Source organism: Photorhabdus bodei (assembly GCF_003287735.1).
GTDB classification, from domain to species: Bacteria; Pseudomonadota; Gammaproteobacteria; order Enterobacterales; family Enterobacteriaceae; genus Photorhabdus; species Photorhabdus kayaii.
In genome coordinates this window covers 128850-155847 of record NZ_NSCM01000007.1, presented here as the reverse complement: position 1 = coordinate 155847, position 26998 = coordinate 128850, and the positions used below count along the sequence as shown (strand labels likewise).

Annotated in this window: 25 protein-coding genes; 10 read left to right on the top strand and 15 right to left on the bottom strand. The window is 42.5% G+C overall.

Going from position 1 to position 26998, the window contains the following annotated elements; translation table 11 throughout:
- The first annotated feature begins 3 nt into the window (after nt 1–3).
- Nucleotides 4–1599: an ABC-F family ATPase gene (locus CKY02_RS07795; RefSeq protein ID WP_112894851.1), complete on the top strand. Its 1596-nt coding sequence runs from the start codon at nt 4–6 to the stop codon at nt 1597–1599.
- Nucleotides 1600–1697: 98 nt separating this feature from the next.
- Here CKY02_RS07795 and moeB read toward each other — a convergent pair whose 3' ends face one another.
- From moeB to CKY02_RS24450, 5 genes are all read right to left on the bottom strand, one after another.
- Nucleotides 1698–2450 (bottom strand): molybdopterin-synthase adenylyltransferase MoeB, encoded by a 753-nt coding sequence (moeB, locus tag CKY02_RS07790; protein WP_112894850.1) that lies wholly within the window; start codon nt 2448–2450, stop codon nt 1698–1700.
- Nucleotides 2450–3691 carry a molybdopterin molybdotransferase MoeA gene (gene moeA / locus CKY02_RS07785; protein ID WP_112894849.1) on the bottom strand — a complete coding sequence of 414 codons (1242 nt, stop codon included), beginning with the start codon at nt 3689–3691 and terminating at the stop codon, nt 2450–2452. Before moeA ends, moeB begins: the two co-directional genes overlap by 1 nt.
- Before the next feature lie 46 nt (nt 3692–3737).
- Nucleotides 3738–3971, bottom strand: coding sequence for a hypothetical protein (locus CKY02_RS23700; RefSeq protein WP_146747409.1), 234 nt, complete (start codon nt 3969–3971; stop codon nt 3738–3740).
- Between the two features lie 65 nt (nt 3972–4036).
- Entirely contained in the window at nt 4037–4783 is a 747-nt protein-coding gene (locus tag CKY02_RS07780; protein ID WP_112894848.1) for an SDR family NAD(P)-dependent oxidoreductase, read from the bottom strand.
- 197 nt (nt 4784–4980) lie between these two features.
- The gene (locus CKY02_RS24450; protein ID WP_162120427.1) at nt 4981–5121 is read right to left on the bottom strand and encodes a hypothetical protein; all 141 of its coding nucleotides are present in this window, start codon (nt 5119–5121) and stop codon (nt 4981–4983) included.
- A 154-nt stretch (nt 5122–5275) separates the two neighbouring features.
- On the opposite strand from CKY02_RS24450, the gene CKY02_RS07775 reads away from it, so the two are divergent.
- From CKY02_RS07775 to yeiB, 4 genes are all read left to right on the top strand, one after another.
- Complete coding sequence (locus tag CKY02_RS07775; RefSeq protein WP_112894880.1) at nt 5276–6463, top strand: YbfB/YjiJ family MFS transporter; 1188 nt, start codon at nt 5276–5278, stop codon at nt 6461–6463.
- Nucleotides 6464–6507: 44 nt separating this feature from the next.
- Entirely contained in the window at nt 6508–6672 is a 165-nt protein-coding gene (locus CKY02_RS24445) for a hypothetical protein (protein ID WP_167405278.1), read from the top strand.
- Between the two features lie 81 nt (nt 6673–6753).
- A complete protein-coding gene (gene folE / locus CKY02_RS07770; protein ID WP_112894847.1) occupies nt 6754–7413 on the top strand; it encodes a GTP cyclohydrolase I FolE in 660 nt (219 codons plus the stop codon).
- Between the two features lie 21 nt (nt 7414–7434).
- Nucleotides 7435–8583, top strand: coding sequence for a DUF418 domain-containing protein YeiB (yeiB, locus tag CKY02_RS07765; protein WP_112894846.1), 1149 nt, complete (start codon nt 7435–7437; stop codon nt 8581–8583).
- Here the strand turns inward: yeiB and sanA are convergent.
- The 6 genes from sanA to metG form a co-directional block, all read right to left on the bottom strand.
- Entirely contained in the window at nt 8555–9295 is a 741-nt protein-coding gene (sanA, locus tag CKY02_RS07760; RefSeq protein ID WP_112894845.1) for an outer membrane permeability protein SanA, read from the bottom strand. The genes yeiB and sanA overlap by 29 nt on opposite strands.
- A gap of 141 nt (nt 9296–9436) precedes the next feature.
- Complete coding sequence (locus tag CKY02_RS07755) at nt 9437–11134, bottom strand: NAD-dependent malic enzyme (protein ID WP_112894844.1); 1698 nt, start codon at nt 11132–11134, stop codon at nt 9437–9439.
- Between the two features lie 212 nt (nt 11135–11346).
- Nucleotides 11347–12231, bottom strand: coding sequence for a cytidine deaminase (gene cdd, locus CKY02_RS07750; RefSeq protein WP_112894843.1), 885 nt, complete (start codon nt 12229–12231; stop codon nt 11347–11349).
- Between the two features lie 141 nt (nt 12232–12372).
- Nucleotides 12373–13068: a CidB/LrgB family autolysis modulator gene (locus CKY02_RS07745; protein ID WP_112894842.1), complete on the bottom strand. Its 696-nt coding sequence runs from the start codon at nt 13066–13068 to the stop codon at nt 12373–12375.
- Nucleotides 13069–13070: 2 nt separating this feature from the next.
- Complete coding sequence (locus CKY02_RS07740) at nt 13071–13499, bottom strand: CidA/LrgA family protein (protein WP_112894841.1); 429 nt, start codon at nt 13497–13499, stop codon at nt 13071–13073.
- Between the two features lie 132 nt (nt 13500–13631).
- Nucleotides 13632–15659 (bottom strand): methionine--tRNA ligase, encoded by a 2028-nt coding sequence (gene metG / locus CKY02_RS07735; RefSeq protein WP_112894840.1) that lies wholly within the window; start codon nt 15657–15659, stop codon nt 13632–13634.
- 261 nt (nt 15660–15920) lie between these two features.
- Here metG and apbC point away from each other — a divergent pair, with 261 nt between their 5' ends.
- Nucleotides 15921–17033: an iron-sulfur cluster carrier protein ApbC gene (apbC, locus tag CKY02_RS07730; RefSeq protein WP_112876117.1), complete on the top strand. Its 1113-nt coding sequence runs from the start codon at nt 15921–15923 to the stop codon at nt 17031–17033.
- Nucleotides 17034–17288: 255 nt separating this feature from the next.
- On the top strand, nt 17289–17930 hold the full coding sequence (gene udk, locus CKY02_RS07725) for a uridine kinase (protein ID WP_036777923.1): 642 nt from the start codon (nt 17289–17291) through the stop codon (nt 17928–17930).
- 15 nt (nt 17931–17945) lie between these two features.
- On the opposite strand, the gene CKY02_RS26225 is transcribed toward udk, so the two are convergent.
- Nucleotides 17946–18074 carry a hypothetical protein gene (locus tag CKY02_RS26225; protein WP_275658207.1) on the bottom strand — a complete coding sequence of 43 codons (129 nt, stop codon included), beginning with the start codon at nt 18072–18074 and terminating at the stop codon, nt 17946–17948.
- Nucleotides 18075–18110: 36 nt separating this feature from the next.
- Between CKY02_RS26225 and dcd the strand changes: the two genes are divergently transcribed.
- Both dcd and asmA read left to right on the top strand, forming a co-directional pair.
- Nucleotides 18111–18692 carry a dCTP deaminase gene (gene dcd / locus CKY02_RS07720; protein ID WP_112894839.1) on the top strand — a complete coding sequence of 194 codons (582 nt, stop codon included), beginning with the start codon at nt 18111–18113 and terminating at the stop codon, nt 18690–18692.
- 58 nt (nt 18693–18750) lie between these two features.
- Complete coding sequence (gene asmA / locus CKY02_RS07715) at nt 18751–20583, top strand: outer membrane assembly protein AsmA (protein WP_112894838.1); 1833 nt, start codon at nt 18751–18753, stop codon at nt 20581–20583.
- Nucleotides 20584–20985: 402 nt separating this feature from the next.
- On the opposite strand, the gene CKY02_RS07710 is transcribed toward asmA, so the two are convergent.
- Entirely contained in the window at nt 20986–22557 is a 1572-nt protein-coding gene (locus CKY02_RS07710; protein WP_112894837.1) for a TerC family protein, read from the bottom strand.
- A gap of 251 nt (nt 22558–22808) precedes the next feature.
- On the opposite strand from CKY02_RS07710, the gene gndA reads away from it, so the two are divergent.
- The gene (gene gndA, locus CKY02_RS07705) at nt 22809–24215 is read left to right on the top strand and encodes an NADP-dependent phosphogluconate dehydrogenase (protein WP_112894836.1); all 1407 of its coding nucleotides are present in this window, start codon (nt 22809–22811) and stop codon (nt 24213–24215) included.
- A 182-nt stretch (nt 24216–24397) separates the two neighbouring features.
- On the opposite strand, the gene CKY02_RS07700 is transcribed toward gndA, so the two are convergent.
- Both CKY02_RS07700 and CKY02_RS07695 read right to left on the bottom strand, forming a co-directional pair.
- Nucleotides 24398–25027, bottom strand: a complete 630-nt coding sequence (locus tag CKY02_RS07700) for a beta/gamma crystallin domain-containing protein (protein ID WP_112894835.1) — start codon at nt 25025–25027, stop codon at nt 24398–24400.
- 1095 nt (nt 25028–26122) lie between these two features.
- Nucleotides 26123–26743 (bottom strand): beta/gamma crystallin domain-containing protein, encoded by a 621-nt coding sequence (locus CKY02_RS07695; protein ID WP_112894834.1) that lies wholly within the window; start codon nt 26741–26743, stop codon nt 26123–26125.
- Between the last annotated feature and the right edge of the window lie 255 nt (nt 26744–26998).

Below are 26998 nucleotides of genomic sequence, written 5' to 3'. Positions count from 1 at the left end.
GCAGTGTTAAGTACAAACAACATCACCATGCAATTTGGCAGTAAGCCCCTGTTTGAAAACATTTCTGTCAAGTTTGGCAACGGTAACCGTTATGGTCTGATTGGCGCTAATGGTTCCGGTAAATCTACTTTTATGAAAATTCTGGGAGGTGATCTGACACCCTCTGTCGGTAATGTCAGCACCGATCCCAATGAGCGTATTGGTAAACTGCGTCAGGATCAGTTTGCTTTTGAAGAGTTCACGGTGTTGGATACCGTGATTATGGGGCACACGGAACTGTGGCAGGTAAAGCAGGAGCGTGACCGCATCTATGCAATGGCAGAAATGAGTGAAGAGGATGGCTATCGCGTTGCGGATCTGGAAGTCGCTTATGGCGAGATGGATGGTTATAGTGCCGAAGCGCGAGCCGGAGAGTTGTTGCTAGGCGTGGGTATTCCAGTAGAACAGCATTACGGTTTGATGAGCGAAGTGGCACCAGGCTGGAAATTGCGGGTATTGCTGGCTCAAGCGCTGTTTTCTAATCCTGATGTTCTGTTATTGGATGAACCGACGAACAACCTGGATATCGATACGATTCGTTGGTTAGAGCAAATACTGAATGAACGAAATAGCACCATGATCATTATTTCCCATGATCGTCACTTCCTGAATACAGTTTGTACTCATATGGCTGATCTCGATTACGGTGAGTTGCGTCTGTTCCCCGGTAATTATGATGAATATATGGTTGCCGCCACTCAGGCCCGTGAACGTCTGCTAGCTGATAATGCGAAGAAAAAAGCACAGATTGCGGAGTTACAATCTTTTGTCAGCCGTTTTAGCGCTAATGCTTCTAAATCAAAACAGGCGACTTCCCGTGCTCGTCAGATTGATAAAATCCAGTTGGAAGAAGTTAAAGCATCCAGCCGTCAGAATCCTTATATTCGTTTTGAGCAGGATAAGAAATTATTCCGTAATGCTCTGGAAATAGAAGGTTTAACTAAAGGTTATGACAATGGTCCTCTGTTTAAAAATCTTAATCTCTTGCTGGAAGTTGGTGAAAAACTCGCTGTTATTGGTGCTAACGGTATTGGTAAAACAACTTTCTTGAAAACGCTCGTTAGTGAAACAGAGCCAACCAGTGGCACAGTTAAATGGTCTGAAAATAGTAGCATTGGTTACTATGCTCAGGATCATGCCAGTGATTTTGACTGTGATCTGACGGTTTTTGACTGGATGAGTCAATGGAAGAGAGAAGGGGATGATGAACAAGCTGTTCGTAGCGTATTAGGCCGTTTGTTGTTCAGCCAAGATGACATTAAGAAAAAAGTCAAAGTATTATCGGGTGGCGAAAAAGGGCGGATGCTATTTGGTAAGTTGATGATGCAACAGCCAAATATTCTGATAATGGATGAACCAACAAACCACTTGGATATGGAATCCATTGAATCCCTGAACCTTGCGCTTGAATTGTATAAAGGTACTTTGATATTTGTTTCTCATGATCGGGAGTTTGTTAGCTCATTGGCAAGCCGAGTTATGGAAATTAAATCTGATAAAGTCATTGATTTCAAAGGTACTTATGATGAGTATTTGAGAAGCCAAGGAATTGTTGAGTAATAATCTTGTGGCATAAATCGCCCTGGTTGAGATAACCGGGGCGTGTTATTTCTATCGCGTGTTATTTCTATCGCGTGTTATTTCTATCGGTAAATAGATTAGCTGTTGCACACCTCGCAATTGGGATCTTTAAGTAATTTAATATCACGAAATTGCATCGTCATTGCATCAAACAGTAAAACCTTTCCGCTGCTGACTTTGCCGTATCCAGTAAGGAGTTTGATGGTTTCCATTGCCTGTAATGTACCGATGGTGCCGACCAATGGCGCCATAACTCCCGCTTCTACGCACGTCAAATTGTTTTCGCCAAACAGTCTGCTCAGGCAACGGTAGCAGGGGGCATTTGGCTGATAAGTAAATGTAGTGAGTTGTCCTTCCATGCGAATAGCGGCACCGGAAACCAGAGGCGTTTTCCTTGCCAGACACAGGCGGTTCAGTTGTTCGCGGATTGCCACATTATCAGTACAATCCAAGACAACATCATTCTGGTTGATGAGTTTATCTAGCGCTTGATCTTCTAGTAATCCATTAACGGTTTTAATCGTGACATGTGGGTTTATTACCCGGAGCGTCAACTGGGCTGAATGCACCTTAGCCATGCCGATACGTTCATCTCGATGCAGGATCTGCCGTTGCAGGTTCGAGAGAGAAACAGTATCAAAATCCAGTAGTGTTATTGTTCCCACACCTGCTGCGGTCAAATACTGGGATGCTGCGCAACCTAAACCACCAGCACCGACTATCAGGATCGCCGAAGATTTCAATTTTTCCTGACCGTCAAAATCAAACCCGCGTAGAACAATCTGACGGTTATAGCGTAGGGTTTCTGTGTCTGTTAGTTCAATGGTCATTATTCATTTTTCAGTAAGTGATTGAACAATTCGATTTCAACATTTTCACCAATTTCTACCCGCCCACGTTCACGTTCCAGAACAATGAAGCAGTTCCCCTGACTGAATGAACTAAATATATGAGAGCCTTGATGCCCTGTCGTACAGACTTCTAATTGACCTTGTTCATTCACCGAAGCAATACCTCGTTGGAAATCCATTCTTCCCGGCGTCTTTTTCAATGGTGTGGTGACCTTGGCGCGCATACGCATAGGGGGTTGCCATGCCGTAAAACCGGATAGACGAGCAATTAAAGGTTGAACTAATTGATAGAAAGTGACAACGGCTGAAACTGGATTACCGGGCAAACCACAGAACCAGGCGTTTTTTAGTTTGCCAAAAGCGAAAGGTTTACCCGGTTTAATTGCCAGTTTCCAGAAACAGATTTCGCCTAATTCATCCAGTATCTGTTTGGTGTAGTCTGCTTCACCCACAGAAACACCACCACTGCTGATAACTAAATCAGCTTGTTGATCTGCTTCACCAAAAACATGGCGTAAGGCTTGGGGATTGTCTGCAATAACCCCTAAATCAATAACGTCGCAATCCAGTTTCTCCAGCATTAGTCGAACGGCAAGACGGTTGGTATCATAAATTTGGCCTTCCTTAAGTGGGTGACCGATAGCTTGTAGCTCATCACCGGTCGAGAAAATGGCGACTTTTAATTTGCGAACTACTTCAACGTCGGTGATGCCTAAAGATGCAATTAGCGGTAACTGAGCGGTGGATAATTTGCTGCCTGCCGGTAGTACCACCGCACCTTCAGTAATATCTTCGCCGGCCAGACGGATATTCTGGCCTTGCTTGGCTGGCTGAGTGAAGACGATGCTATCATCAGTAATCTCTGCGTGTTCTTGCATAATGACCGTATCAGCACCTGTGGGAATAGGCGCGCCAGTCATAATACGGATACAAGTTGCAACCGGCCATTCTCCTTGAAAAGGTGCGCCTGCCAGTGCTTTTCCTACCAGAGGCAGTGGCTTACAGCTATTTAAATCCGTATAGTGTACGGCATAACCATCCATTGCTGAGTTAGCAAAAGGCGGCACATTGATAGGAGAAATAATATTTGTTGCAGTAATGCGTCCTGATGTTTGCGGGAGGTTGACGGTTTCTGTATCAGTCAGTGGTGTAACTTGCGTCAGAAGTTTTTCCAACGCCTGCTGCAAAGAGATCAATCCAGAGGTGTGACAGTGATCCATAATGATGCTCCCAGATAAGGTTTTTCATTAGGCATTATGGCAGAGATCATCCTATGTGTGAGTGATATTTGATTTTGATCGTATGTTCCATACACGCGGCGATATTGGTGTCGGTTATCCAAAATGCCGCAACAGGTAATAAGCATATGTACCTGTTATCTTTCAAGTTGCCTCTTTGTTGGCTGCGCTCACTCACCCCGGTTACATAGTTCGCTATGCTCCCGGGGATTTGCTCCCTTGCCGTCGCGATGCATCTTGAAATCCATAGGGTATAGAACATCACGATTAACCTGGCGTCAGGGAATTATGCTGTTGTCATAGCCAGGTTAGAAAGCGGACAAGAGATTATAAGGTTTGACCACTGTCAACTGTTATGATTTGTCCTGTCATCGATTCTGCTTTTAACAACATTAAGGTTATTTCTGCGACATCTTCTGGCGTTGAAATTCTTTCTAAGGGCAAATAAGTGCAAAGCGTATGCATTTTCTCTTCTCTCCCTTTCCACCATCTTGTTTCAACGGCACCTGGCGCTACGCAGTTAACCCTGACCGATGGAGCCAGTGCCCGAGCTAAGGATCTTGTCAGTCCGTGAACCGCTGATTTGGAAGCGGCATAGGGGATACAAGAACCCAGGCCTGTTTCGCCGGCGATACTACCGACATTCACGATAGCACTCCCCGTTCTTGCTTTAAGATAAGGTGCGGCATACCGGCAACAATGAAATGTGCCTTTCACATTAACATCAATAATGGTATCCCAAATATCGCTAGATATGGCATCAAGATCTTCAAATTGAAGTTGTCTGGTTGTCGCCGCGTTATTTACCAGATAGTCGATCCCGCTAAACTTTTCCACGACGGTGTTTATCATTGCCTGCACAGCTGATTCGTCGGCAACATCCGCTTTTATCGCGATAGCTTGCCCTCCATCCTTGATAATGGCTTCTGTTGTTTCCAGCGCTTCAAGTTCACTTTGTGAATAGATCACTGCGACCGCAGCACCTTGTTTCGCCAGCATAATACTGATAGCCCGTCCTATACCGGTTCCACCACCGGTTACAATGGCTGTCTTACCTTGAAATGCTTTATACATAACAATGCTCCTTAATTAATATTTGTACATGACATGATGAATCATATCTCTTATAGACAGGTTTGTTAGTACCATTTTGGTATTATTGTGTGGAAGCCTGACTAATTCAGCTAATGTTGTGTTGTAAAACTCGATTTAACCTTAATAGACGTAACTTGGAAGAGGTAAAGTAAATAAGTGGAGCAGAGTACGAAAATTCATATATACCCGTCATCTTTCAAGTTGCCTCTTTGTTGGCTGCACTCACTCACCCCGGTCACATAGTTACCTATGCTCCCGGGGATTCGCTCCTTTGCCGCCGCGATGCATCTTGAAATCCATAGGGTATACGTTGACATTCCAGATACTGTAATTAATTGCTTACTGATTTTTTATTTATGGGCAGAAATAATTTACGTTTTTCTGGGAATTTTGTTAATTAAAAGTGTGTATTGTATTTGATTTCTGTTTTGGATTGTGAGAAATAAATTAAAAAAATAATATCTTATGGCTATGAACAATTCAATGTCTCCTCAACAAAGTCACCACTACCTAGCTTTTCATATCGCAATGAGTGGATTTTTGACGCTGGTCGTCGCTATGGGAATTGGGCGTACTGCTTTCACTCCTCAAGTACCTTTAATGATTGCGGAATTCCAGTTTAGTCTGACTGGGGCCGGTATTGTTGCGGCTTTTAACTATTTGGGATATCTGGCCGGCTCCTATGATGCAATGCGGGCGCGCCGTTTGATTGAATATCGGCTTTGGGCCGGATTATGGGGAGCAGTGATTATCACATTGCTCTCCGCACTATTGTATGGGGCGATATTGCACAGTATCGCCCGTTTTTTTATTGGTTGGGCGAGTGGTTGGACATTGGTGTTAGTAACATCATGGGCCAATGAACAGTTGGCTAAATTGAATCGTCCTGCGTTGAGTGCTGCCATATTTGCGGGGCCGGGAGTCGGGATATTCGTTACTGGTATCCTTGCTATCGGTATTCAAGCATGGCAAGTGAGTGCTTCCGAAGCATGGATGTTGTATGGCATTTTGGCGCTGATTTGCAGTATCTATATTAGTCGGCATTTGCCCCGTAGTGGTGAGTTACACCGTTCACAGGCTGAGGTGAAGAAACTGACTTTGACACCTGCAATTAAGCGGCTGGTATGGGGCTACAGCTTAGCGGGCTTTGGTTATATTTTACCTGCGACTTTTCTTTCACAAATGGCAAGTGATCGTTTCCCTGGCAGCTTGTTTGCACAGTTTGTCTGGCCAATATTTGGTGGTGCCGCGGTTATCGGCATCGGTTTTGCTATTCTGACCCGTCATATGCTGACAACGCAAATCCGGCTTGCGATCACTTTATGGATTCAGGCTATGGGCATTCTTATCGCTGAGATCATTCCGGGAATAGGTGGTCTGGCATTAAGCTCTTTGTTGGTTGGTGGTGGTTTTATGTGTGTGGTGCAAATGGGGTTTCAGTATGGGCGTGAATTAGCACCAGAACATAGCCGTTATATGGCTGGGTTATTAACCACCGGATATGCTGTCGGGCAGCTTATTGGGCCGATGCTGTCAGCGGTTTCTACCGCAATAACCGGGAGATTGGAGCCAGCATTATATGTTGCATTGATTACCTTGGTCATTGCCGGGTTATTGGTTTGTAACAGGAATGAACCGACCAGTGAAGTGCGTGTGTAAAAAATTCATATAATTATGAAAAGCAATCACTGGATAATCACCACGTGCTCATTTACAGTGTGTGCAATAGTTATCTGTTAGTTGTGATTGTTTCAGTGATGTATACCCAATGTATTTCAAGATGCATCGCGACGGCAAGGGAGCGAATCCCCGGGAGCATAGCGAACTATGTGACCGGGGTGAGTGCAGCCAACAAAGAGGCAACTTGAAAGATAACGGGTATATTTATGACTTGAACATCCATTTTACTACCCGCCAGATGATGGAAAGTAATGTCTTTGGAGAAAATAATGTCATCCTTAAGTAAAGAAGCTGAGCTTGTGCATTCGGCGCTGGAAGCTCGTGGTCTTGAAACGCCCTTGCGTGGTCAGGCATTGGCGCCGGAAGTGCGCAAAGCGCGGATTGAGGAGCATATGACGGAAGTTATGAAACTGTTGAATCTTGATTTGCGTGATGACAGTTTGGCAGAAACCCCAGGTCGTATTGCGAAAATGTATGTCGATGAGATTTTTTCAGGATTGGACTACAGCAATTTCCCGAAAATCACATTGATAGAGAATAAAATGAAAGTGGACGAAATGGTGACCGTTCGTGATATCACACTCACCAGCACCTGCGAACACCATTTTGTGACCATTGATGGCAAGGCGACGGTTGCCTATATTCCAAAAGATAAAGTGATTGGGTTGTCTAAAATTAACCGTATTGTGCAATTTTTTTCTCAACGTCCACAGGTTCAGGAGCGCCTGACCCAGCAGATCTTGATTGCATTACAGACACTCCTTGGCACCAATAATGTTGCCGTATCGATTGATGCGGTTCATTACTGTGTGAAAGCGCGGGGCATCCGTGATGCAACCAGTACCACGACAACAACCTCCTTGGGGGGATTATTTAAATCTAGTCAAAATACCCGTCAAGAGTTTTTACGCACAATTCGCCATGTGTAATTTTTACACTGGGATATAAAAATGGCCTGCCAGAGAATTGACTCACTGGATAGTATTCGTGGCTTGGCAATACTGGGGATATTGCTACTCAATATCTCCGGTTTTGCTTTGCCATCCGCTGCTTATTTGAATCCGGCATATAATGGTTCAGCTTCTTTAACTGATTTGATTGTCTGGTCTGTACTTAGCGTCCTTGTTCAGGGAAAGTTCCTGTGTATTTTGGCCTTCTTATTTGGTGCGGCATTAGAGCTACTATTACCAAGGGGCAAAATCTGGAATTATCCACGATTAACCATACTTGCTCTAATTGGAATGGGACATGGCATCCTACTCTGGGATGGCGATATTTTGCTCTCTTATAGTTTGGCAGGTTTTTTCAGCTTTCAATTGATTAGCCAAAATAGCGCCAGTAACCGGTTATTTATGAAAGGCGCTATTTTTTATCTGATCGGATTAATGCTATTGTTTATTCTCGGCTTTTTTTCCAGCGGCGAATCTAATAATGTTTCTTGGCAATCGACGGAATTCCAGATGTTATACGAAACATATTGGAAAACGTCTGGTGGATGGCTGGCGGCAAAAGAGCGTTTCAATCAGATCATGTTGATGATGGTCATGCTGTTTGTTCAGTATGGTTGGCAGCTTATCGGTATTATGTCATGTGGTGCTGGATTAATGCGTAATGGTTGGCTAAAAGGGGAATTTTCAGTGAGCCATTATCGAAATGTGGCGCTAATACTGATACCGCTCAGTGTTGCTGTTCAGATATTCTCCGTGGTGCTCCAATATACCCATAATTGGGATTATTTTTGGTCAGGTATTGTCGGTTATATCCTTGCTGAGTTGGTAACGCCATTTCAGGCACTGGGGTATATGGCTTTAATATATGGTTTCTGGCCGATCATTTCATGCTGGAGAATTAATTACTGGCTCAATCAGGTTGGGCGAATGGCGATGAGTAATTACTTGCTACAAACCTTAATCTGCACCTTGCTGTTTTATAACCTTGGTTTTTTTGGTCAATTTAGCCGTTTGGAATTGCTTGCATTTATTCTTCCCATTTGGGCGGTGAATATTCTTTTTTCATGCTGGTGGTTACGTCGTCACCCGCAAGGTCCAGTAGAACAGCGGTGGCGTGAGATTACGGCGATGTTGGCTCGGTCGGCTTAAACTGGGTTTTATCCATTGACCGTAATTCTTCAGGAGTTACGGCGGGGTAATCAGCCATACCTTTTGGTACCTTATACGGAGCAGGAATAGGGATCAACGGACCCAAGAAACGAGGTTCACGTTTCAGAATATAAAGATCAGTCAGGGCACCAAGGCGGGCAATGATTTCACGTAATCGAACGGTAATCATATTCTTGGGTGTGGAAACCGCATAACACTGAGCATCAATTCCCATATGCATAGCGATAAACAGGGCTCGTTCGCAATGAAATCGTTGGGTAATAATCGTGAAATCATTAGTGTTAAAAACTTTCCGGGTTCTGACTATTGAGTCAAGTGTTCTGAAACCAGCAAAATCCAGTACGATATTTGCAGCAGGAATACCCGCTTTTACCAAATCTCTGCGCATGGTTACCGGTTCGTTATAACTTTGCTGAGCATTGTCACCACTCAGTAACAAATATTTGATTTTGTCGCTGTTATAAGCATTAATCGCTCCCTGAATACGGTACATATAGTACTGATTTGGCGCGCCAGAGAGGTAATATTTAGCAGTACCAAGTACTATACCCACTTCACGTTCAGGAAGTTGTTTGAGATCATCAAAGACATAGGGGGCTGTTTTCCAACTAATCCAGCGGTCAAGTGCAATAGCTGTCAGTATCAGCATCCCTATGATGAATAACAGACTAGTTATCAGGCGCTTCCACATGCTTTTGCCTTATACACATTAATGACTGAATTTGTTAAAGGCTACTTTACCTGAAATTTCGAAGCAAGTTTTCTCTGTAAGAAAAAAGCTTGATAGTAAAAGAGAACTAACAAGCTTTTTACGTATTTTTAATGATAAAAATCAGAATGAAGTACGTTTGTACACGCGGTACTCAGGTTTCCAGAAGTTGCGTTCAATCGCTTCATCCAGTGCTCCATCTGAGGTCACAGTGGCAACGCCCTGTATTTGTGCTTCTTTGGCGACTTGTTTGGCAATTTTGCGTGATACTTCCTGAATATCATCGATAAGTGGCAGTAACGGACCTTGACCCTCTTGGGCTAAGGGTGAGCAATCCGCCAATGTTCGGCTTGCTACCATCAACATACCATCAGTAACCAGTTTGGCCCCCGATGCAATGACACCCAAGCCAATGCCGGGGAAGATATAGGCATTGTTACATTGCGCTATTGGATACTCCTGATCTTTATATTTTACCGGATTAAATGGACTACCTGTTGCAACCAAGGCGGCACCATCCGTCCAGTTGATGATATCTTCGGGACGGGCTTCAACACGGGAAGTTGGATTCGATAATGGCATGACGATTGGACGTTCACAATGTTTATGCATCTCACGGATGATCTCTTCTGTAAACAAACCTGCCTGACCTGAAACACCAATCAATACTGTCGGTTTAGCATTACGGACAACATCGAGCAGCGAGATTGAATCGCTGTTTACATCCCATTTAGCCAATGAGTCGCTTTTCTGCACCAGCTTGTTCTGGAAATCCAATAGATTTGGCAGCTTGTCTGTCAATAAACCGAAACGGTCAACCATGAAAATACGGGCACGAGCCTGTTCTTCGCTTAAACCTTCTGATTTCATTTGGGAGACGATCTGTTCTGCAATGCCGCAACCAGCGGAACCTGCGCCGAGGAAGGTGACCGTTTGATCTTTCAATTGACGGCCCGCCGCGCGACTGGCGGCAATTAAGCTACCTAACGTAACGGCGGCAGTTCCCTGAATATCATCATTAAAGCAACAAATCTCATGGCGATAGCGATTAAGAAGAGGCATAGCATTTTTTTGTGCGAAATCTTCAAATTGCAGCAATACATTTGGCCAGCGGCGTTTAACAGCCTGAATAAATTCGTCTATGAATTCATCATACTCTTCACCCGTGATACGCGGGTGACGCCAGCCCATATATAACGGGTCATTCAGGCGTTGCGGGTTGTTGGTGCCTACATCCAGGACGACTGGCAGTGTATAAGCCGGGCTGATACCACCGCAGGAGGTATACAAGGAGAGCTTACCGATAGGAATACCCATTCCGCCAATGCCTTGGTCGCCCAAACCGAGGATACGTTCACCATCGGTAACAACGATGACTTTTACATTTTGTTTGGTTGCATTTTGCAGCATGTCATCAATATGTGCTTTGTTTGGATATGAGATGAACAGGCCACGGGCACGGCGGTAAATATCGGAAAAATGCTCACAAGCTTCACCGACGGTTGGGGTATAGATGATCGGCATCATTTCGTTCAAATGCGCATCCAGCAGGCGGTAGAACAGGGTTTCGTTAGTGTCCTGAATATTTCGCAGGTAAATGTGCTTATCTGCATCATTTTTGAAATCAAGATACTGCCGATAGGCACGTTCAGCTTGTTCTTCGATGGTTTCGACCGCTTCCGGTAATAAACCGTAAAGATTAAAGTTGCTGCGTTCTTCCTTAGTAAAAGCGCTGCCTTTATTCAGCAGGGGGAATTCCAACAGAATTGGGCCGGCATAGGGAATGTATAGTGGACGTTTACTTTCGTGTTCCAGTTCCATGAATCTTACTCTTTGAACTAAATGGATAAAAGGTCGCTACAGATCCTAAGAGATAGGAAAAATATGTACAGTAAATGTTACTTAATTAGAGGTATTATGAGTAAAAATGAGAGATAACATCCAGAGTTAGCTAATAAAATGTTACGGTAATTATTTTTTACAGCGGAAAACCCTCTATCTGCATAGAGGGAAAAATGAATTTTCCACTGAACTCAGAAAGTGTAGTAATCAAATTTGCTGCAACCGAGCGCAGCAAGTATAGATTGAGTCGCACTCCGTTGGGATAAATCACTGTGTTTTCCCTCAACTAACACCGCTCTTTCGATAGCCAGGCAATCACCACCAGAAATGTTCATCAGAATCAGCGCTGCTTGTAATGGGGGCAAGCTTGGGTTAAATGCGGCATTTTCTGCATAACGCCCAGGATAAATTCTTCCATCTTTTCCCAGAAGTGCGGTACCACTGTAGGAATTACTGTATGGGGCATAGCTCTGGTTTGCTGCATCTAATGCCGTTAGTACTAATTTATCCGTCGTTTCTAGTTTATAGCCATGGTTGACCGGATCCATCAACAACGTTGTGATGCCCAGATCATTTGGACCAAAAGAATCTGGCAGATAGTGATCTAATGTTGAAGGTGCCTGCTTTGGCAGATGAATCTCTAATTGGGTGCCACTATTAAGTTCATTCATAAATTGACGGCAGTGGCCGCACGGAGAGTAATTCACAGTAATAGATGCCAGTCTTTTCTCGCCCAATAACCAGGCGTGGGTAATCGCACATTGTTCAGCATGAATCGTTTGCTGTAGTGGTACACCAGCAAATTCCATATTAGCGCCAAAATAGAGGTTTCCGCTTTCACCGCGGGCAATTGCACCAACATTAAAATGTGATATTGGTGTCAGGGAACATGCCGCTGCGAGTGGCAACAGGGCGACAGCCAAGGTGTTATCGTCAAAACCGCAGGCTTTCTTAATAGATTTAGCCTGTTCAGCAGTGAGCATGGCAGGAAAGTCATCGTTTCCTGCGTAAGGTAAAAGTGCATCCTGTAGTTTAGATGGCAGCTGTACCCATATAGGGTGAAAACGAGCTTGCATAGCGTGATCTCCGAATTAACTTAAGATCATTCTAAGTTGTCTGATGAGATTTGTAATGTGATAAATATCATATAGATGATGAGAATTATGTAATTGAAGTTGGCAATCGAGCGATTATTATCAAATTTCCTAACAGATATACTAGCTAAATAGGTATAGCAGCACCGGGAATACAAAAGGGGCTGTTAGTGAAGTAATGATACCGCAGGTCATCAATGCCAATGAGCTGTATGCGCCTTCAACGAAATTGACCTCTGCACAGCGGGCGGTACCCAAAGCATGTGATGCCGTTCCCATTGCTAAGCCGCGGGATGCTTTGGTTTTTACCTGTAAAAGATCAAACAGGTTATGACCAAATATTGCGCCGAGAATGCCGACAAAAATGACACAAGCAGCACTGATTGCAGGAATACCGCCAATGGCGTCTGCTACTGCCATTGCTATTGGTGTTGTGACAGATTTAGGCAGTATCGAAGCGGCCATTTCAGGCGTGGCACCCATCCACAAGGCAATAGCAGTGCCTGTCACCATAGCAACAATACTACCGATAAAACAGATGCTAATAATGGACTTCCATTGGGCTCGGATCTGGTGTATCTGCTCATATAGAGGAAATGCCAGCGCAACTACGGCGGGCTGGAGTAGATCATTTAGAATTTGGCTGCCGGCAAAATAGTGTTCATAAGGCGTGTGGGTTATTAACAATATTGGAATAAGGACGGCGATAGAAACCAATAAGGGGTTCAGAATGGGAATTTTGCATCGTAGTGAAAGTTTTCTTGCGGTGTAGAATACAATCAATGTTAATGGCAGTGACCACCAAATGTGACTTAACATTTTTATTTCTCTTGTTTCTGTTGTTTACTCTTAATTCCTGATGCGGAGCCTATAATTGGACGTTCATGATGAACATAGTGGGAACTGTAAGCAACGATAATCATAACAATTGCAGTACTGATCAGGCATGAAAAAACAATCGGAATTATCTGTTGGCTGAGTTGATCGTAATAATTCATTACGCCTACGCCAATAGGCAGAAACAGCAAAGTCATATTTTTTAGTAACAGGCTACAGCCTGGTTTTGCCCAATGAGCAGGAATCAGCTGGAAAGCTAATAAAACGAACAAGATCAACATACCGATAATACTGCCGGGAATAATGATGGGTAGTAGGGAAGAAATGGCATTACCTGTCAGCAAACATAAATAAATCAGAACAAATGCTCGCAGGTACTGCCAACCAACAATCAGTACTTCACGAAACGACATAACAAAATTCCTAATTCCGGTGAGGTATTCATCATACAATTAACCTTGGGAAGGTGCCATAGCTCACATTTAAAAAAACGGGGACCATTGCTGATCCCCGTGAGTAAAAATATCAGTGAAATAAATTAACGGTTATTTCACTTGCATACCGGGTTGGGCGCCGCTGTCTGGGCTGAGCAAGAAGATATCTTTTCCACCAGGTCCGGCCGCCATAACCATCCCTTCTGAAATACCAAAGCGCATTTTGCGTGGCGCCAGATTGGCTACCATAATGGTTAAACGGCCTTCCAGCGCTTTTGGATCAGGATAACTGGAGCGGATACCAGAAAATACCTGACGGGTTTCGCCGCCCAGATCCAGCATCAGTTTCAGCAACTTATCTGAGCCTTCGACAAAATCAGCCTGTTTAATAAGGGCGACGCGCATATCAACTTTGGCAAAATCATCAAAGGTGATCGTGTCCTGAATCGGATCTTCTGCCAGTGGACCGCTGACTTTTTGTGGTGTGTTGATGCTCTCTTTCGATGCCGCGACCATAGCGTCCACTTTATCCATATCAATGCGATTGAACAGGGCCTTAAAGGCAGAAACTTGATGATCCAGCAGCGGCTGTTCAATACCATGCCAGGTGAATTCTGTATTTAAGAAAGCTTCCGCGCGTTCTGCCAGACTTGGTAAAACGGGTTTCAGGAAAGTCATCAAAACGCGGAACAGGTTGATGCCCATTGAACAGATAGCTTGAAGATCGGCATCACGGCCTGCTTCTTTTGCCACCACCCACGGCGCTTGCTCATCCACATAACGGTTTGCCAAATCAGCCAGTGCCATGATTTCACGGATTGCTTTGCTGAATTCGCGGTTACTAAACTCTTCTGCAATCACCTTTGCCCCATCAATAAACTGTTGGTAAAGCACCGGATCAGCCAGTTTATCCGCCAGCTTGCCGTTAAAGCGTTTATTAATGAAGCCTGCATTACGGGAGGCTAGGTTAACAACTTTATTAACGATATCGCTGTTAACACGCTGAACAAAATCTTCCAGATTCAGATCGATATCATCAATGCGAGCAGAGAGTTTGGCTGCATAGTAATAACGCAAACAGTCTGCATCTAGATGATCCAAATAAGTGCTGGCTTTAATGAAAGTACCACGGGATTTGGACATCTTCGCACCGTTGACGGTGACATAGCCGTGAACAAACACGTTGGTTGGTTTACGGTAACCGCTGCCTTCCAGCATGGCAGGCCAGAACAGGCTGTGGAAATAAACAATGTCTTTACCGATAAAATGATAAAGATCAGCGGTGGAATCTTTTGCCCAGAACTCATCAAAGCTTAGATTTCCGCGTTTATCACACAGGTTTTGGAAAGAACCCATATAGCCAATAGGAGCATCCAGCCAGACATAGAAATATTTGCCCGGTGCATCAGGAATTTCAAAACCGAAATAGGGGGCGTCACGGGTGATATCCCACTGTTGTAAACCGGATTCAAACCATTCCTGCATTTTGTTAGCAACTTGTTCCTGCAATGCGCCGGAGCGGGTCCAGGCTTGTAACATGTTACTGAATGCGGGCAGATCGAAGAAGAAGTGTTCTGTTTCACGCATTTCTGGCGTCGCGCCGGAGACAGCGGAACGTGGGTTGAGTAGCTCAGTTGGGCTGTAGGTTGATCCGCAAACTTCACAGTTATCGCCATACTGATCTTCTGCCTTGCATTTCGGGCAGCTACCTTTCACAAAGCGATCCGGCAGAAACATATTTTTCTCAGGATCATATAACTGAGAAATAGTACGATTTTTAATATGACCGTTTTTTTTCAGTTCGAGATAGATTTTGGTTGATAACGTTTGGTTCTCTTCGCTATGCGTAGAGTGATAGTTATCATAGCTCACTGAAAAGCCAGTAAAATCCTGATGATGCTCTTGGTTCACCGTTGTGATCATCTCTTCAGGAGCAATACCCATTTGCTGAGCTTTCAGCATGATTGGTGTTCCATGAGCGTCATCGGCACAGATAAAGTGAACCTCTTTGCCGCGCATTCGCTGAAAACGGACCCAAATATCTGCTTGGATATGTTCCAGCATGTGACCGAGATGGATTGGACCGTTAGCATATGGCAACGCGCACGTTACCAATAATTTTTTTGCGACTTGAGACATAGTAAGGATCTGACTTCCAATAAGTGAAAAAGGAAGTTTGATGTTAACCGATCAAAAAAATTGTCGCTAGGGTAAGGTTTAATATTAGTGAGTTTTATCCAGTGCGTCTTGAAACCTAAATACTTCAGAGGCTGTCAATGGATAAAAATTGGATCAGTGAGCGGAAAGCGGGTTTTTGTCGCTAATTTTATCCGAACGCATTGGGTTCTGTTATGATGGAGAGATGGTTTTTAGCTAATGATAATCATTAAAGGAGCCGGGATGAACTCACAATCCCCCGAGCAGACCAATCCTGACCTGCTGAAATCTCAGGTAACAAAAATACTTACTACTTTTACACACCTGACACTAGAACGTGATTTGACAACATTGAAGGCCCTACATCATTGCACGATGCTTGATGGTGTCTTGCACATTGAATTACTGATGCCGTTTGTCTGGCAAAGCGGTTTTAAGGCATTAAAAGCAGCGACAACGGAAAAATTACAGGCGGTAACTGGTGCAAAATCGGTGGCGTGGAAATTGATCCATGATATCAGCACATTACGTCGCGCTAATGATTTGCCGGGAATTAATGGTGTCCGCAATATTTTGGCTGTCAGCTCGGGTAAAGGTGGGGTGGGTAAATCCAGCACTGCCGTAAACCTGGCGCTGGCATTGGCTCAGGAGGGGGCAAAAGTCGGTATTCTGGATGCAGATATCTACGGTCCTTCTGTTCCGAGTATGTTGGGAACCACCAAAGAGCGCCCAACTTCCCCGGACGGGCAGCATATGGCGCCGATTATGACTCATGGCCTTGCCACTAACTCGATTGGTTATTTAGTAACAGATGACAATGCAATGGTATGGCGCGGCCCAATGGCGAGTAAAGCATTGATGCAGATGTTACAGGATACATTATGGCCGGATCTTGATTATCTGGTTATCGATATGCCACCAGGAACCGGTGATATTCAGCTCACTTTGTCACAAAACATCCCGGTAACGGGGGCGCTAGTGGTAACAACGCCTCAGGATATTGCCTTAATTGACGCAATGAAAGGTATCGTCATGTTCCAGAAAGTGAAGGTGCCTGTATTGGGTATTATTGAAAACATGAGTACGCATATTTGTGGTAACTGTGGTCACCTGGAACCTATTTTTGGTACCGGTGGGGCGGAAAAATTGGTGGCTAAATATCACTGTAAATTATTGGGACAAATCCCGCTGCATATTTCACTGCGTGAAGATCTTGATCGTGGTCAGCCAACCGTTATCAGTAATCCTGATAGTGAATTTACCGATATTTATCGCGAAATTGCCGCGAATATTTCAGCACAGATGTATTGGCAAGGTGAGAAGATACCAACAGAAATTTCGTTCCGTGCTGTTTAATGCAAGTATTTGATTGATGATAACGGGTGGTGGATGTTTTCATTGCCCGTTTTTTGCATGGGGAGATTTTGTGTGGGGAGAAGTATGCTTGTTCGATTTCCTTCGTTACATGGTTTTTATGCGAAACGCTTCGAAAAAAGTGAGACTTCTCTTGTTTACACTGGAACAGATAGCATTAACTCCCTATAATCTCGCCAAACAAAGCACTCATAAGTGCTTTGTTCCCATTTTTTCTAGAATCAGGTTATCTTTATTATGGCTGACGAAGCATATCAGTGCACAATTGTAGGAATTTCTGGTGCATCTGCCTCAGGTAAAAGTCTCATTGCTAATACACTTTATCGTGAATTACGCGCTCAGGTTGGTGATCACAATATCGGTATTATACCAGAGGATTGCTATTATAAAGATCAGAGCAATCTATCAATGGAAGAGCGTTATAAGACTAATTATGACCATCCAAGCTCAATGGATCACAATCTGCTCTTTTCTCACCTACAAGCGCTGAAAATGGGTGAATCAATTGAATTACCACAATACGATTATGTTGCTCATACTCGTAAACCAGAAGCGATTCATTTTGCACCGAAAAGGGTTATTATTCTGGAAGGTATTCTATTATTGACCGATAAGCGCTTGCGCCAGGAGATGGACTTCTCTATTTTTGTTGATACGCCACTGGATATTTGCCTTATGCGTCGTATTAAGCGGGATGTGCATGAACGGGGGCGTTCTCTGGATTCGGTTATTGAGCAATATCATAAAACCGTGCGTCCAATGTTCCTGCAATTTATTGAACCATCAAAGCAATATGCAGATATTATTGTGCCGCGCGGGGGTAAAAACCGAGTAGCAATTGATATATTGAAAGCCAAAATTGGTCAGTTCTGCGAATAATATACCCTATGGATTTCAAGATGCGTCGCGACGGCAAGGGAGCGAATCCCCGGGAGCATAGCGAACTATGTGACTGGGAGTGAGTGCAGCCAACAAAGAGGCAACTTGAAAGATAACGGATATAAAACTTTGCTTGTCAGTCATTGAATTGATAAGCAGCATCGTATTGGAGAGGAAATAATGCGACTCTGTGACCGCGACATTATTAAATGGCTTGATGAAGGTAAATTGGTCATTGCTCCACGTCCGCCGATTGAACGTATTAACGGGGCGACTGCGGATGTGCGCCTTGGGAATCAGTTTCGTGTTTTCTGTGGTCATACTGCGGCATATATTGATTTGAGTGGCCCGAAAGATGAGGTCGGTGCTGCGCTTGATCGTGTGATGAGTGATGAAATAATTCTGTCTGACGATGAGGTTTTTTTCCTCCATCCTGGCGAGTTGGCATTGGCCGTTACGCTGGAATCTGTCACATTGCCGGACGATTTGGTGGGCTGGCTTGATGGCCGTTCTTCTCTTGCTCGTCTTGGGTTGATGGTACACGTGACAGCACACCGGATTGATCCGGGCTGGCATGGTCAGATTGTTCTTGAATTCTATAACTCTGGTAAATTGCCTCTGGCGTTACGTCCGGGTATGGTCATCGGTGCTTTGAGTTTTGAGCCATTGTCTGGTTCCGCTGACCGTCCGTATAACCGTCGTCAAGATGCGAAATATAAAAACCAACAGGGTGCGGTGAGTAGCCGTATTGATGAAGATTAACATTTTTATCGGCTATTGAGTTGCATTGACTGTTTTGACAAAAAAAGCTGAGGAAGTCATGAAGAGATTGCTGACGACACTGATTATTTTGCTGGTTGTGATTATTACCGGTCTGGCAGCATTAGTCATGTTAGTAAACCCAAATGACTTTCGGGCTTATATGGTCAAGCAGGTGCAAAAGAAGAGTGGCTACCAACTCGTCTTGCAAGATGGTATGCGCTGGCATGTCTGGCCAAAATTGAGCATCATTACCGGGCGTATGTCATTAACGGCCCCAGGAGCGGCTCAACCAACAGTGACGGCAGAAAATATGCGTCTTGATGTGGAGTTGTGGCCGCTTCTTTCTCATCAGCTTGCAGTTAAAGAGGTGATGCTGAAAGGGGCGATATTGAGAGTAACCCCGGAGAGCCAGTCGCAGAAAAAAGAGAATACCCCTATTGCACCAACAGGGAGTACAGCCAACTCTGTTGCGAAGGGTGAGGGTTGGAAGCTTGATATCGCCAGAATTAAGATCGCGGATAGTTTGCTTATTTGGCAGCGAGATGATCATGAGCAGTTAAATGTCCGCGATATTAATCTACTAATGGAGCGAGATAACCAAAACCATATCAGCGTGGAGTTAAGTAGCAAAGTCAGTAAGAATCAGCAAGACTTGGCTTTTAATCTTAATGCGGATGTCGATATTACTAATTATCCATATCGTGTTGCGGGTAATATTGACTCCTTTGATTACCAACTCCAGGGCGCAGGTATACCTACGGGAGGAATTAGTGGTTCAGGAAAAGTACATGCTGTTTATCAAAAAGAGACGACAGATGGGCCGCAAACAATTTCTTTACAGACGCTAAGTTTCACCGCTAATGAGAGTGAACTGCATGGCAGTATAAAAGCAATGTTGGGGGCTCATGCGGATTATCGGATCGATTTATCTTCCCAAAAACTGAATTTAGATAATCTGATGGGATGGGACTTGCTTCCTAAAGAGGATTCAGAAGTTAAACGTTATTACCGGATAGAGAATAGTTCAGCTAAACCGGTAATCGCCGTTTCAAGCTCTGCCCCGCCTGATTATAGCACTGCATTTCTAAATGACTTTAACGCCAATGTGACTATTAATGCGGACAAATTTGTTTATCGAGGAATGGAGATCGATAATCTGATATTGAAAGCGACAAATAATAGTGGTACTGCTGAAATTTCTACTCTGAATGGCAAATTATTTGGTGGTGATTTCTCTATTCCGGTTATTTTAGATGCAACGGGTAATCAACTTAAGTTACACGCAAAACCTTTACTGCGGAATATAGAACTGGAACCAGTACTCAAAGCCTTTTCCTTACCACCGGCATTTAGTGGTAAATTCGATCTGAATGGGGATCTTTCTGGTAAAGGATATGATGGTTATGCGATTTCGCATATTTGGCAGGGTGATCTTAATTTCAGTTTAGTTAATGCCAAAATGTATGGATTAAATATCCCCCAATTAATCCAGCAATCTGTTGCTCGTGCAACGGATAAAGTGAATATCCCTGATAATATGGATAATTTCACCCGCGCTAAAAAGCTTGATGTTAAAGCGGTACTGAATCGAGGTGATATAAAAATCAGTCGACTGCATGCGGTATCCGATTTGCTGAATATTGATGGGCAGGGTAAGACTAATCTGCTTAAACAACATATTGATATCGCTTTAAAAGTACAGATAACACAAGGATGGGGCAAGGATAATGAATTGGTTAATCGTCTGCGAAAAATGAAAGTGCCTCTGAGGGTTTACGGTAATTGGAGTAATCTGCAATACAATTTGGATATTGAGCAATTGCTAAATAATGAGTTGGAGAACAAGGTAAAACAGGCTATTAACGATTGGGTTGAACGTAGCAGTAATTAAGCGAGGGTTATATTCATATATACCCTATGGATTTCAAGATGGATCGCGACGGCAAGGGAGCGAATCTCCGGAAGCATAGATAACTATATGACCGGGGTGAGTGAGTGCAGCCAACAAAGAGGCAACTTGAAGGATAACGGGTATATATGAAATTTGTTGAATTGAGAAGCTATGGCTTTTTTGCTATGAATACAAAGTTATTTCATGTTGTTAGATAAATCATTAACAGTATCCGCATATAGTAGTTCAGAATATAGTACTTCCGCATATAGTACTTCCTCATATAGTATTGATAGCAAAGGCCCAAAAAATCCCGGTGCAGTTTAAACTGACCGGGTTTTATTTTGTTTCAGAGGAAAAACTCAGTGATGGCAGATACGATGAATGATCAATAACACTGGGTTATTCTCTATTTTCTTCCTCTGACACCAGAGGGGTAATTTTTACCTTATTAATTCGATGACTGGTCACTTCCAACGGTTCAAACAGGTAATTATCAATCTGTAATTGCTCACCTTGTCGTGGAATATGTTGTGAATGTTCCATTAACAAACCTGCTAAGGTTTGATATTCACGTTTTTCATCCAGTTGCAAAGGGACATAAAGGATCAAATCATCCAGCGGCATATAACCATTGGCGATCCAACCACCATGTTCAGTCGCTTGAATATCATGGCGGGCATCAGTTTCTTCGCCATCTACCGGTAAATTACCCGCGATAGTTTCCATTACGTCGGTCAAAGTCACCACACCTTCCACAGAACCAAATTCATCGACAACAAACGCGAAGTGAGTTTGTGCCTGGCGGAACTGCTCCAATGCCTGGAGTAGTGAAAGCTGTTCAGGGAAAATCAGAGGCTGTTTTATCAGCGAATGTAAATCAAAAGGCTGTTGGTTGAGTTGTTGATTCAGTAAATCAATAACATGGACAACACCTAATGGTTCGTCACTGATATCTTCATCTGTTACCACAATGCGTGTGTGAGGATTTTTACTCAGTATTTGCGTCAGATTTTCGGTTGGTGCATGAATATCAAGGTACTCCACGTCGTGACGGGAAGTCATGATACTGTTAACGTTACGCTGCGCCATGCCCAGAACCCTGGCAATCATTTGACGTTCTTGTGGATCAAACACTTCCTGATTATCAGAAATCAGATTGGATGTATGATTATCCAATTCTGCATTTTCATGCTTACCACTCAGGATACGTAAAACGGCTTCCGCTGTTCTTTCACGTAGTGAACGGGAAGCAGTAAGAAATCTGCGGCGGTTAAATTGAGCAAATTGGTTTAAGGCTTCAATCATAATAGAGAAGCCGATAGCGGCGTACAAGTAACCTTTGGGGATGTGATAACCAAAACCTTCGGCTATCAGACTGAAACCGATCATCAACAAGAAGCTCAGACAGAGAATAACGATAGTCGGGTGAGCATTGACGAAAGTGGTCAACGGTTTACTTGCCAGTATCATCAGGAACATCGCAATGGTGACTGCCACGATCATGATACCGATGTTGTCTACCATACCAACAGCAGTCACCACTGAATCCAATGAAAATACAGCATCAAGGACAATGATTTGAACGACAACCGTCCAAAATTTGGATGTTTTGCGTTGTTGTCCTGAGTGGGCATCTTTACCTTCCAGCCGTTCATTGAGCTCCATTGTCGCTTTGAACAGTAAGAAAAGACCACCTATCAGCATAATTAGGTCACGAGCACTAAATGGATGTTCCCAAAGCGTAATTAATGGATGAGTTAGCGTTATCAACCAAGAAAGACTAAAAAGCAGTACGATACGCATCAGTAACGCACAACTTAGACCCGTAATTCTTGCTTTGTCTCTTTGTTTTTCAGGAAGTTTATCTGCCAGAATGGCAATAAAGACCAAGTTGTCAATTCCGAGGACAATTTCTAGAACGATAAGAGTAACCAGCCCAGCCCATATCGTCGGATCAGCGATCCATTCCATACAGTTTGTTTTACCTTTTAATATGACGGCTCATGCCGAATAATGAATAATGGGCATTGACTCATCAAATTTCAATAGTTGATTTTTCATCTGAGGAAGTTTTTTCCAAAAAATGGGGTGTAGCGGTATCGATGGCACCAATAACTATCCATTAGGACTCGTCCTGAGTTAACATGTGATCACATTAACAAATTGCACACTAATTATTATTGTTATTGGTGAGCAGAATTATCATCAGACAGGAGTTATTCATGTCCAAGCAGCAGATTGGTGTTGTCGGTATGGCGGTGATGGGGCGTAACCTGGCACTAAATATTGAGAGCCGGGGTTATTCCGTATCTATATTTAACCGTTCAAGTGATAAGACTGACGAAGTGATCGCCGAAAATCCGGGGAAGAAATTAGTTCCAAGTTACACTGTCGAAGAATTTGTCGATTCACTGGAAAAACCGCGCCGTATTCTGCTCATGGTTAAGGCTGGCGAAGCAACCGATAAAACTATTGCTTCACTGACCCCACATCTGGATAAAGGTGATATTTTGATTGATGGGGGTAATACCTATTTTCAGGATACTATCCGTCGTAATCGCGAGCTTTCTGCTCAGGGTTTTAATTTTATCGGTACCGGGGTTTCCGGTGGTGAAGAGGGGGCATTGAAAGGTCCATCTATTATGCCTGGCGGCCAGAAAGAGGCGTATAAATTGGTGGCGCCAATTCTGCAAGAGATTGCGGCTAAAGCTGAAGGTGAACCTTGTGTGGCCTATATTGGTCCGGATGGTGCCGGCCATTATGTGAAAATGGTTCACAATGGCATTGAATACGGTGATATGCAGCTCATTGCTGAAGCCTATTCCTTACTGAAAAATGCCCTAAATCTGAGCAATGAAGAACTATCTGAGATTTTCACTGACTGGAATAACGGCGAATTAAGCAGTTATTTGATTGAAATCACGGCTGATATTTTCCATAAGAAAGATGAAGCAGGCCAATATTTGGTTGATGTGATTTTGGATGAAGCAGCAAATAAAGGTACGGGTAAGTGGACCAGCCAGAGCTCTCTGGATTTAGGGATTCCAGTGACGTTGATCACAGAATCGGTATTTGCACGTTATATCTCTTCTCTAAAAGATCAGCGAGTGGCCGCGGCTCAAGTTTTGAGCGGGCCGGATGTACAACCATTTAAAGGTGATAAGGCCGAATTTATTGAGAAAGTCCGCCGTGCGCTTTATTTGGGTAAAATCGTCTCTTATGCCCAGGGTTTTCAGCAATTGAAAGCGGCGTCCGATGAGTACCAGTGGGATCTTAATTACGGTGAGATTGCCGGGATTTTCCGGGCGGGTTGTATTATTCGTGCTCAATTCCTGCAAAAAATTACTGACGCATATAACGAAAATGCGGATATTGCTAACCTGTTGTTGGCGCCTTACTTTAAGAAAATTGCTGATGAATATCAGCAGGCACTGCGTGATGTCGTCTCGTACGGGGTGCGGAATGGTATCCCAACGCCTACTTTCTCGGCTGCTATTTCTTACTACGATAGTTATCGTTCAGCTGTATTGCCTGCTAATTTAATTCAGGCCCAGCGTGATTATTTTGGTGCTCATACTTATAAGCGTACTGATAAAGAAGGTGTTTTCCATACTGAATGGATGGAGTAAGCCCGGTTATCACCGATTGACCAGGAAAGTGGATAAATTTACATCAGATATGATGTGGTTTTAATTTCCGCGATCATCTGGAACACGTCGTTGCGGTTTTTTAACAAATATACCGCAACGGCGTAGTTTAAATTTCAGAATAAAATTTGTCTGAGAGTGATGATTGTCACATTAATCCCGAATTAAGCAATAGGATCAGTGCTAATAATGTGAAAATCAAAACGATTATTTCCTACATGAACCAGTTTCAAGTTTTTAGGGAAATTGAGACCTTCATAAATAGTTGCGATACCGATAGCATCATAAGAAAAATAAAATGATCCGTTACCAATATATTCTCCGGTGTTGACATCTCTGACATAAATTGAAGTGACTATCTCTTTCTGTACCAGTAGTTCGTTAACGACTGTATAATTATCATCTGTTGTTGCGTTAACGTCGATTGTTTCCTCTTCTTCTCCATTAAATATCTTAATGATCATAGAGAATTTTGTATCTGAATGAGTATCATCAATGATTCTTAGTGCAACCAGTTTTGTATCTTTCTGTATAATTCTGAATTTCGATAACCCTCTAATTTCTTTATCGATATCTGGATTGTCGACTACCCATTCATAATATTTACTCTCTGGATCATTATAGTGACGCCACGCATGGACTTTTGATAACTTTCCAATTTTTACTGAACGAAATTTATCGTTAAGATTGGAAGGGAGCGATATAATTTTATCGAGCTCTGGGTAATCATGTGACTTACCCTGATAGTTTTTCTCTTCGAAAAACGTGACGCCTGTAATTAATTCTTTTGTCATTTTTTCTATTCCTCAAAGTTAATGTAAGTAATATATAGGTTGCCAAAAAAATTTTCCGTTAATAAACCCGTATGTAATGTTTTTCTGGAAGTATATACCTGATTGTATTAATGTGAAATATATAGTATTTACTCGTTTATACTATTTGTGAAAATTGGATTTTTTCTGTGTAATATTTCCCACTGATAATTCATTTATTCCTCATCTTTAGATGCAATATATCCAGTCAATAGAAGAATAATATTCTATGGGTTAATGTTAAAATTAGCATAAAAATACATAAAGTAAAGTTGTTTAAAAAATACCGAATAATATTTTTATAATTATATTAGTATAGTCAAATTGACTGATTGAAATGTGAAAATTTGATATTTTTAGTGAATCTTGTATCTTAAATTTAGTATTCAATTTGATTGTGAATATTTTTCATGCTTGGTGTTTTGAATAGATACTATGAGATTGTTTTTTACCCGTCATCTTTCAAGTTGCCTCTTTGTTGGCTGCGCTCACTCACCCCGGTCACATAGTTTGCTATGCTCCCGGGGATTCACTCCCTTGCCGCCGCGATGCATCTTGAAATCAATAGGGTATTTATTAATAATATTATGAAAATACCTAAAATAAGATATTTAATAATGGAATGGTTGGGTTTTTATATAATTTTTAAAATTAATCATTAGAGAAATATTTATCTCAAAAGAAATAGCTTGTGAAAATTATTTCTTGTGGATCTTAATTTAATGTTTTTTTAAAGGTTAAGTGACTATTTGATTTTTTGATTATAAATTTTTATAGAAAAAGGATAAATAACAATGAATGGCTAGCTAATGGTTAAGGATTTGTTGGCTGCACTCTCTCACCCTGATCACATCGTTCGCTATGCTCCCGGGGATTCGCGCCCTTGCCGTCGCGATAATCTTGAAATCCATAGGGTATATCATGATAAATAAAAAATTATTTATAACCACGAAATTTTTGCTGATTTATGAATACACCGTTGCGGTTTTTGATGATATTCCGCAACGGTGTTGCTTAAATTTTCAGAACGTAGCCTGTCTGAAAACGACGGTTAATTATTGTTACATTATGACCGGATTAGTGAGAAAAATCAGTACTGATAATATGAATATCAAAACGATTGCCACCTACATTAACTATTCTGAGATTTTTAGGGAAATTAGCTTTCTCATCAATAGTAACAACACCATTTGCATCACGATAGAAATAGAATGATCCGTTATTGATATATACTCCAGTACTGGTATTTCTTATTGCAATGGCAGTGACTAACTCGGTCTCAAATGGCAATATACCAACCAGTGCATAATCATCATCAGTTGTTGTTTCAACTGGACCCACGCAATGTGTATTCGTGAACATTGAGAATTTAATACCTGAATGAGTATCATCAATAAGTCTTAATGCAACCAAGCAGGTATCTTTTGGTGCCACTTTAAACTTAGATAATCCTCTAATTTCTCTATCAATATCTGGGTGATCGTATTCCCATTCACGATAGCGTTGACCTGGTTCACAATTACTCTGATGACGCCATGCATAAACTTTTGATAGCGTTCCAATTCTTACTGAGCGGAATCTATCGTTAAGATCATAAGGCAATGGAATAATGATGTCGTTTTCTGGATAATGGTGCGCTTCACCCAGAAAGTATTTTCTATCGAAAAAAGTTGCACCTGTAACTAGCTTATTAGTCATATTTTTCTATTCCTTAAACTTTATTTTAAAAAAACGTCATCTTTCTTATTGAAAGAGATATGAGAATACAATGAGTGTGGGTTTTTGTATTTAATAAAATATAATGAATAGGCATATTAAATTGTTGTCAATACAACATTAATATAATTGACATGTCATTTTATACCGATATTTGAAATAAAGGTTCTGAAATTAAAAATAATTGAAAATTCCTATCAAGAAACAGTTTTATTTTGGTAGGGAATTATCCCCTAA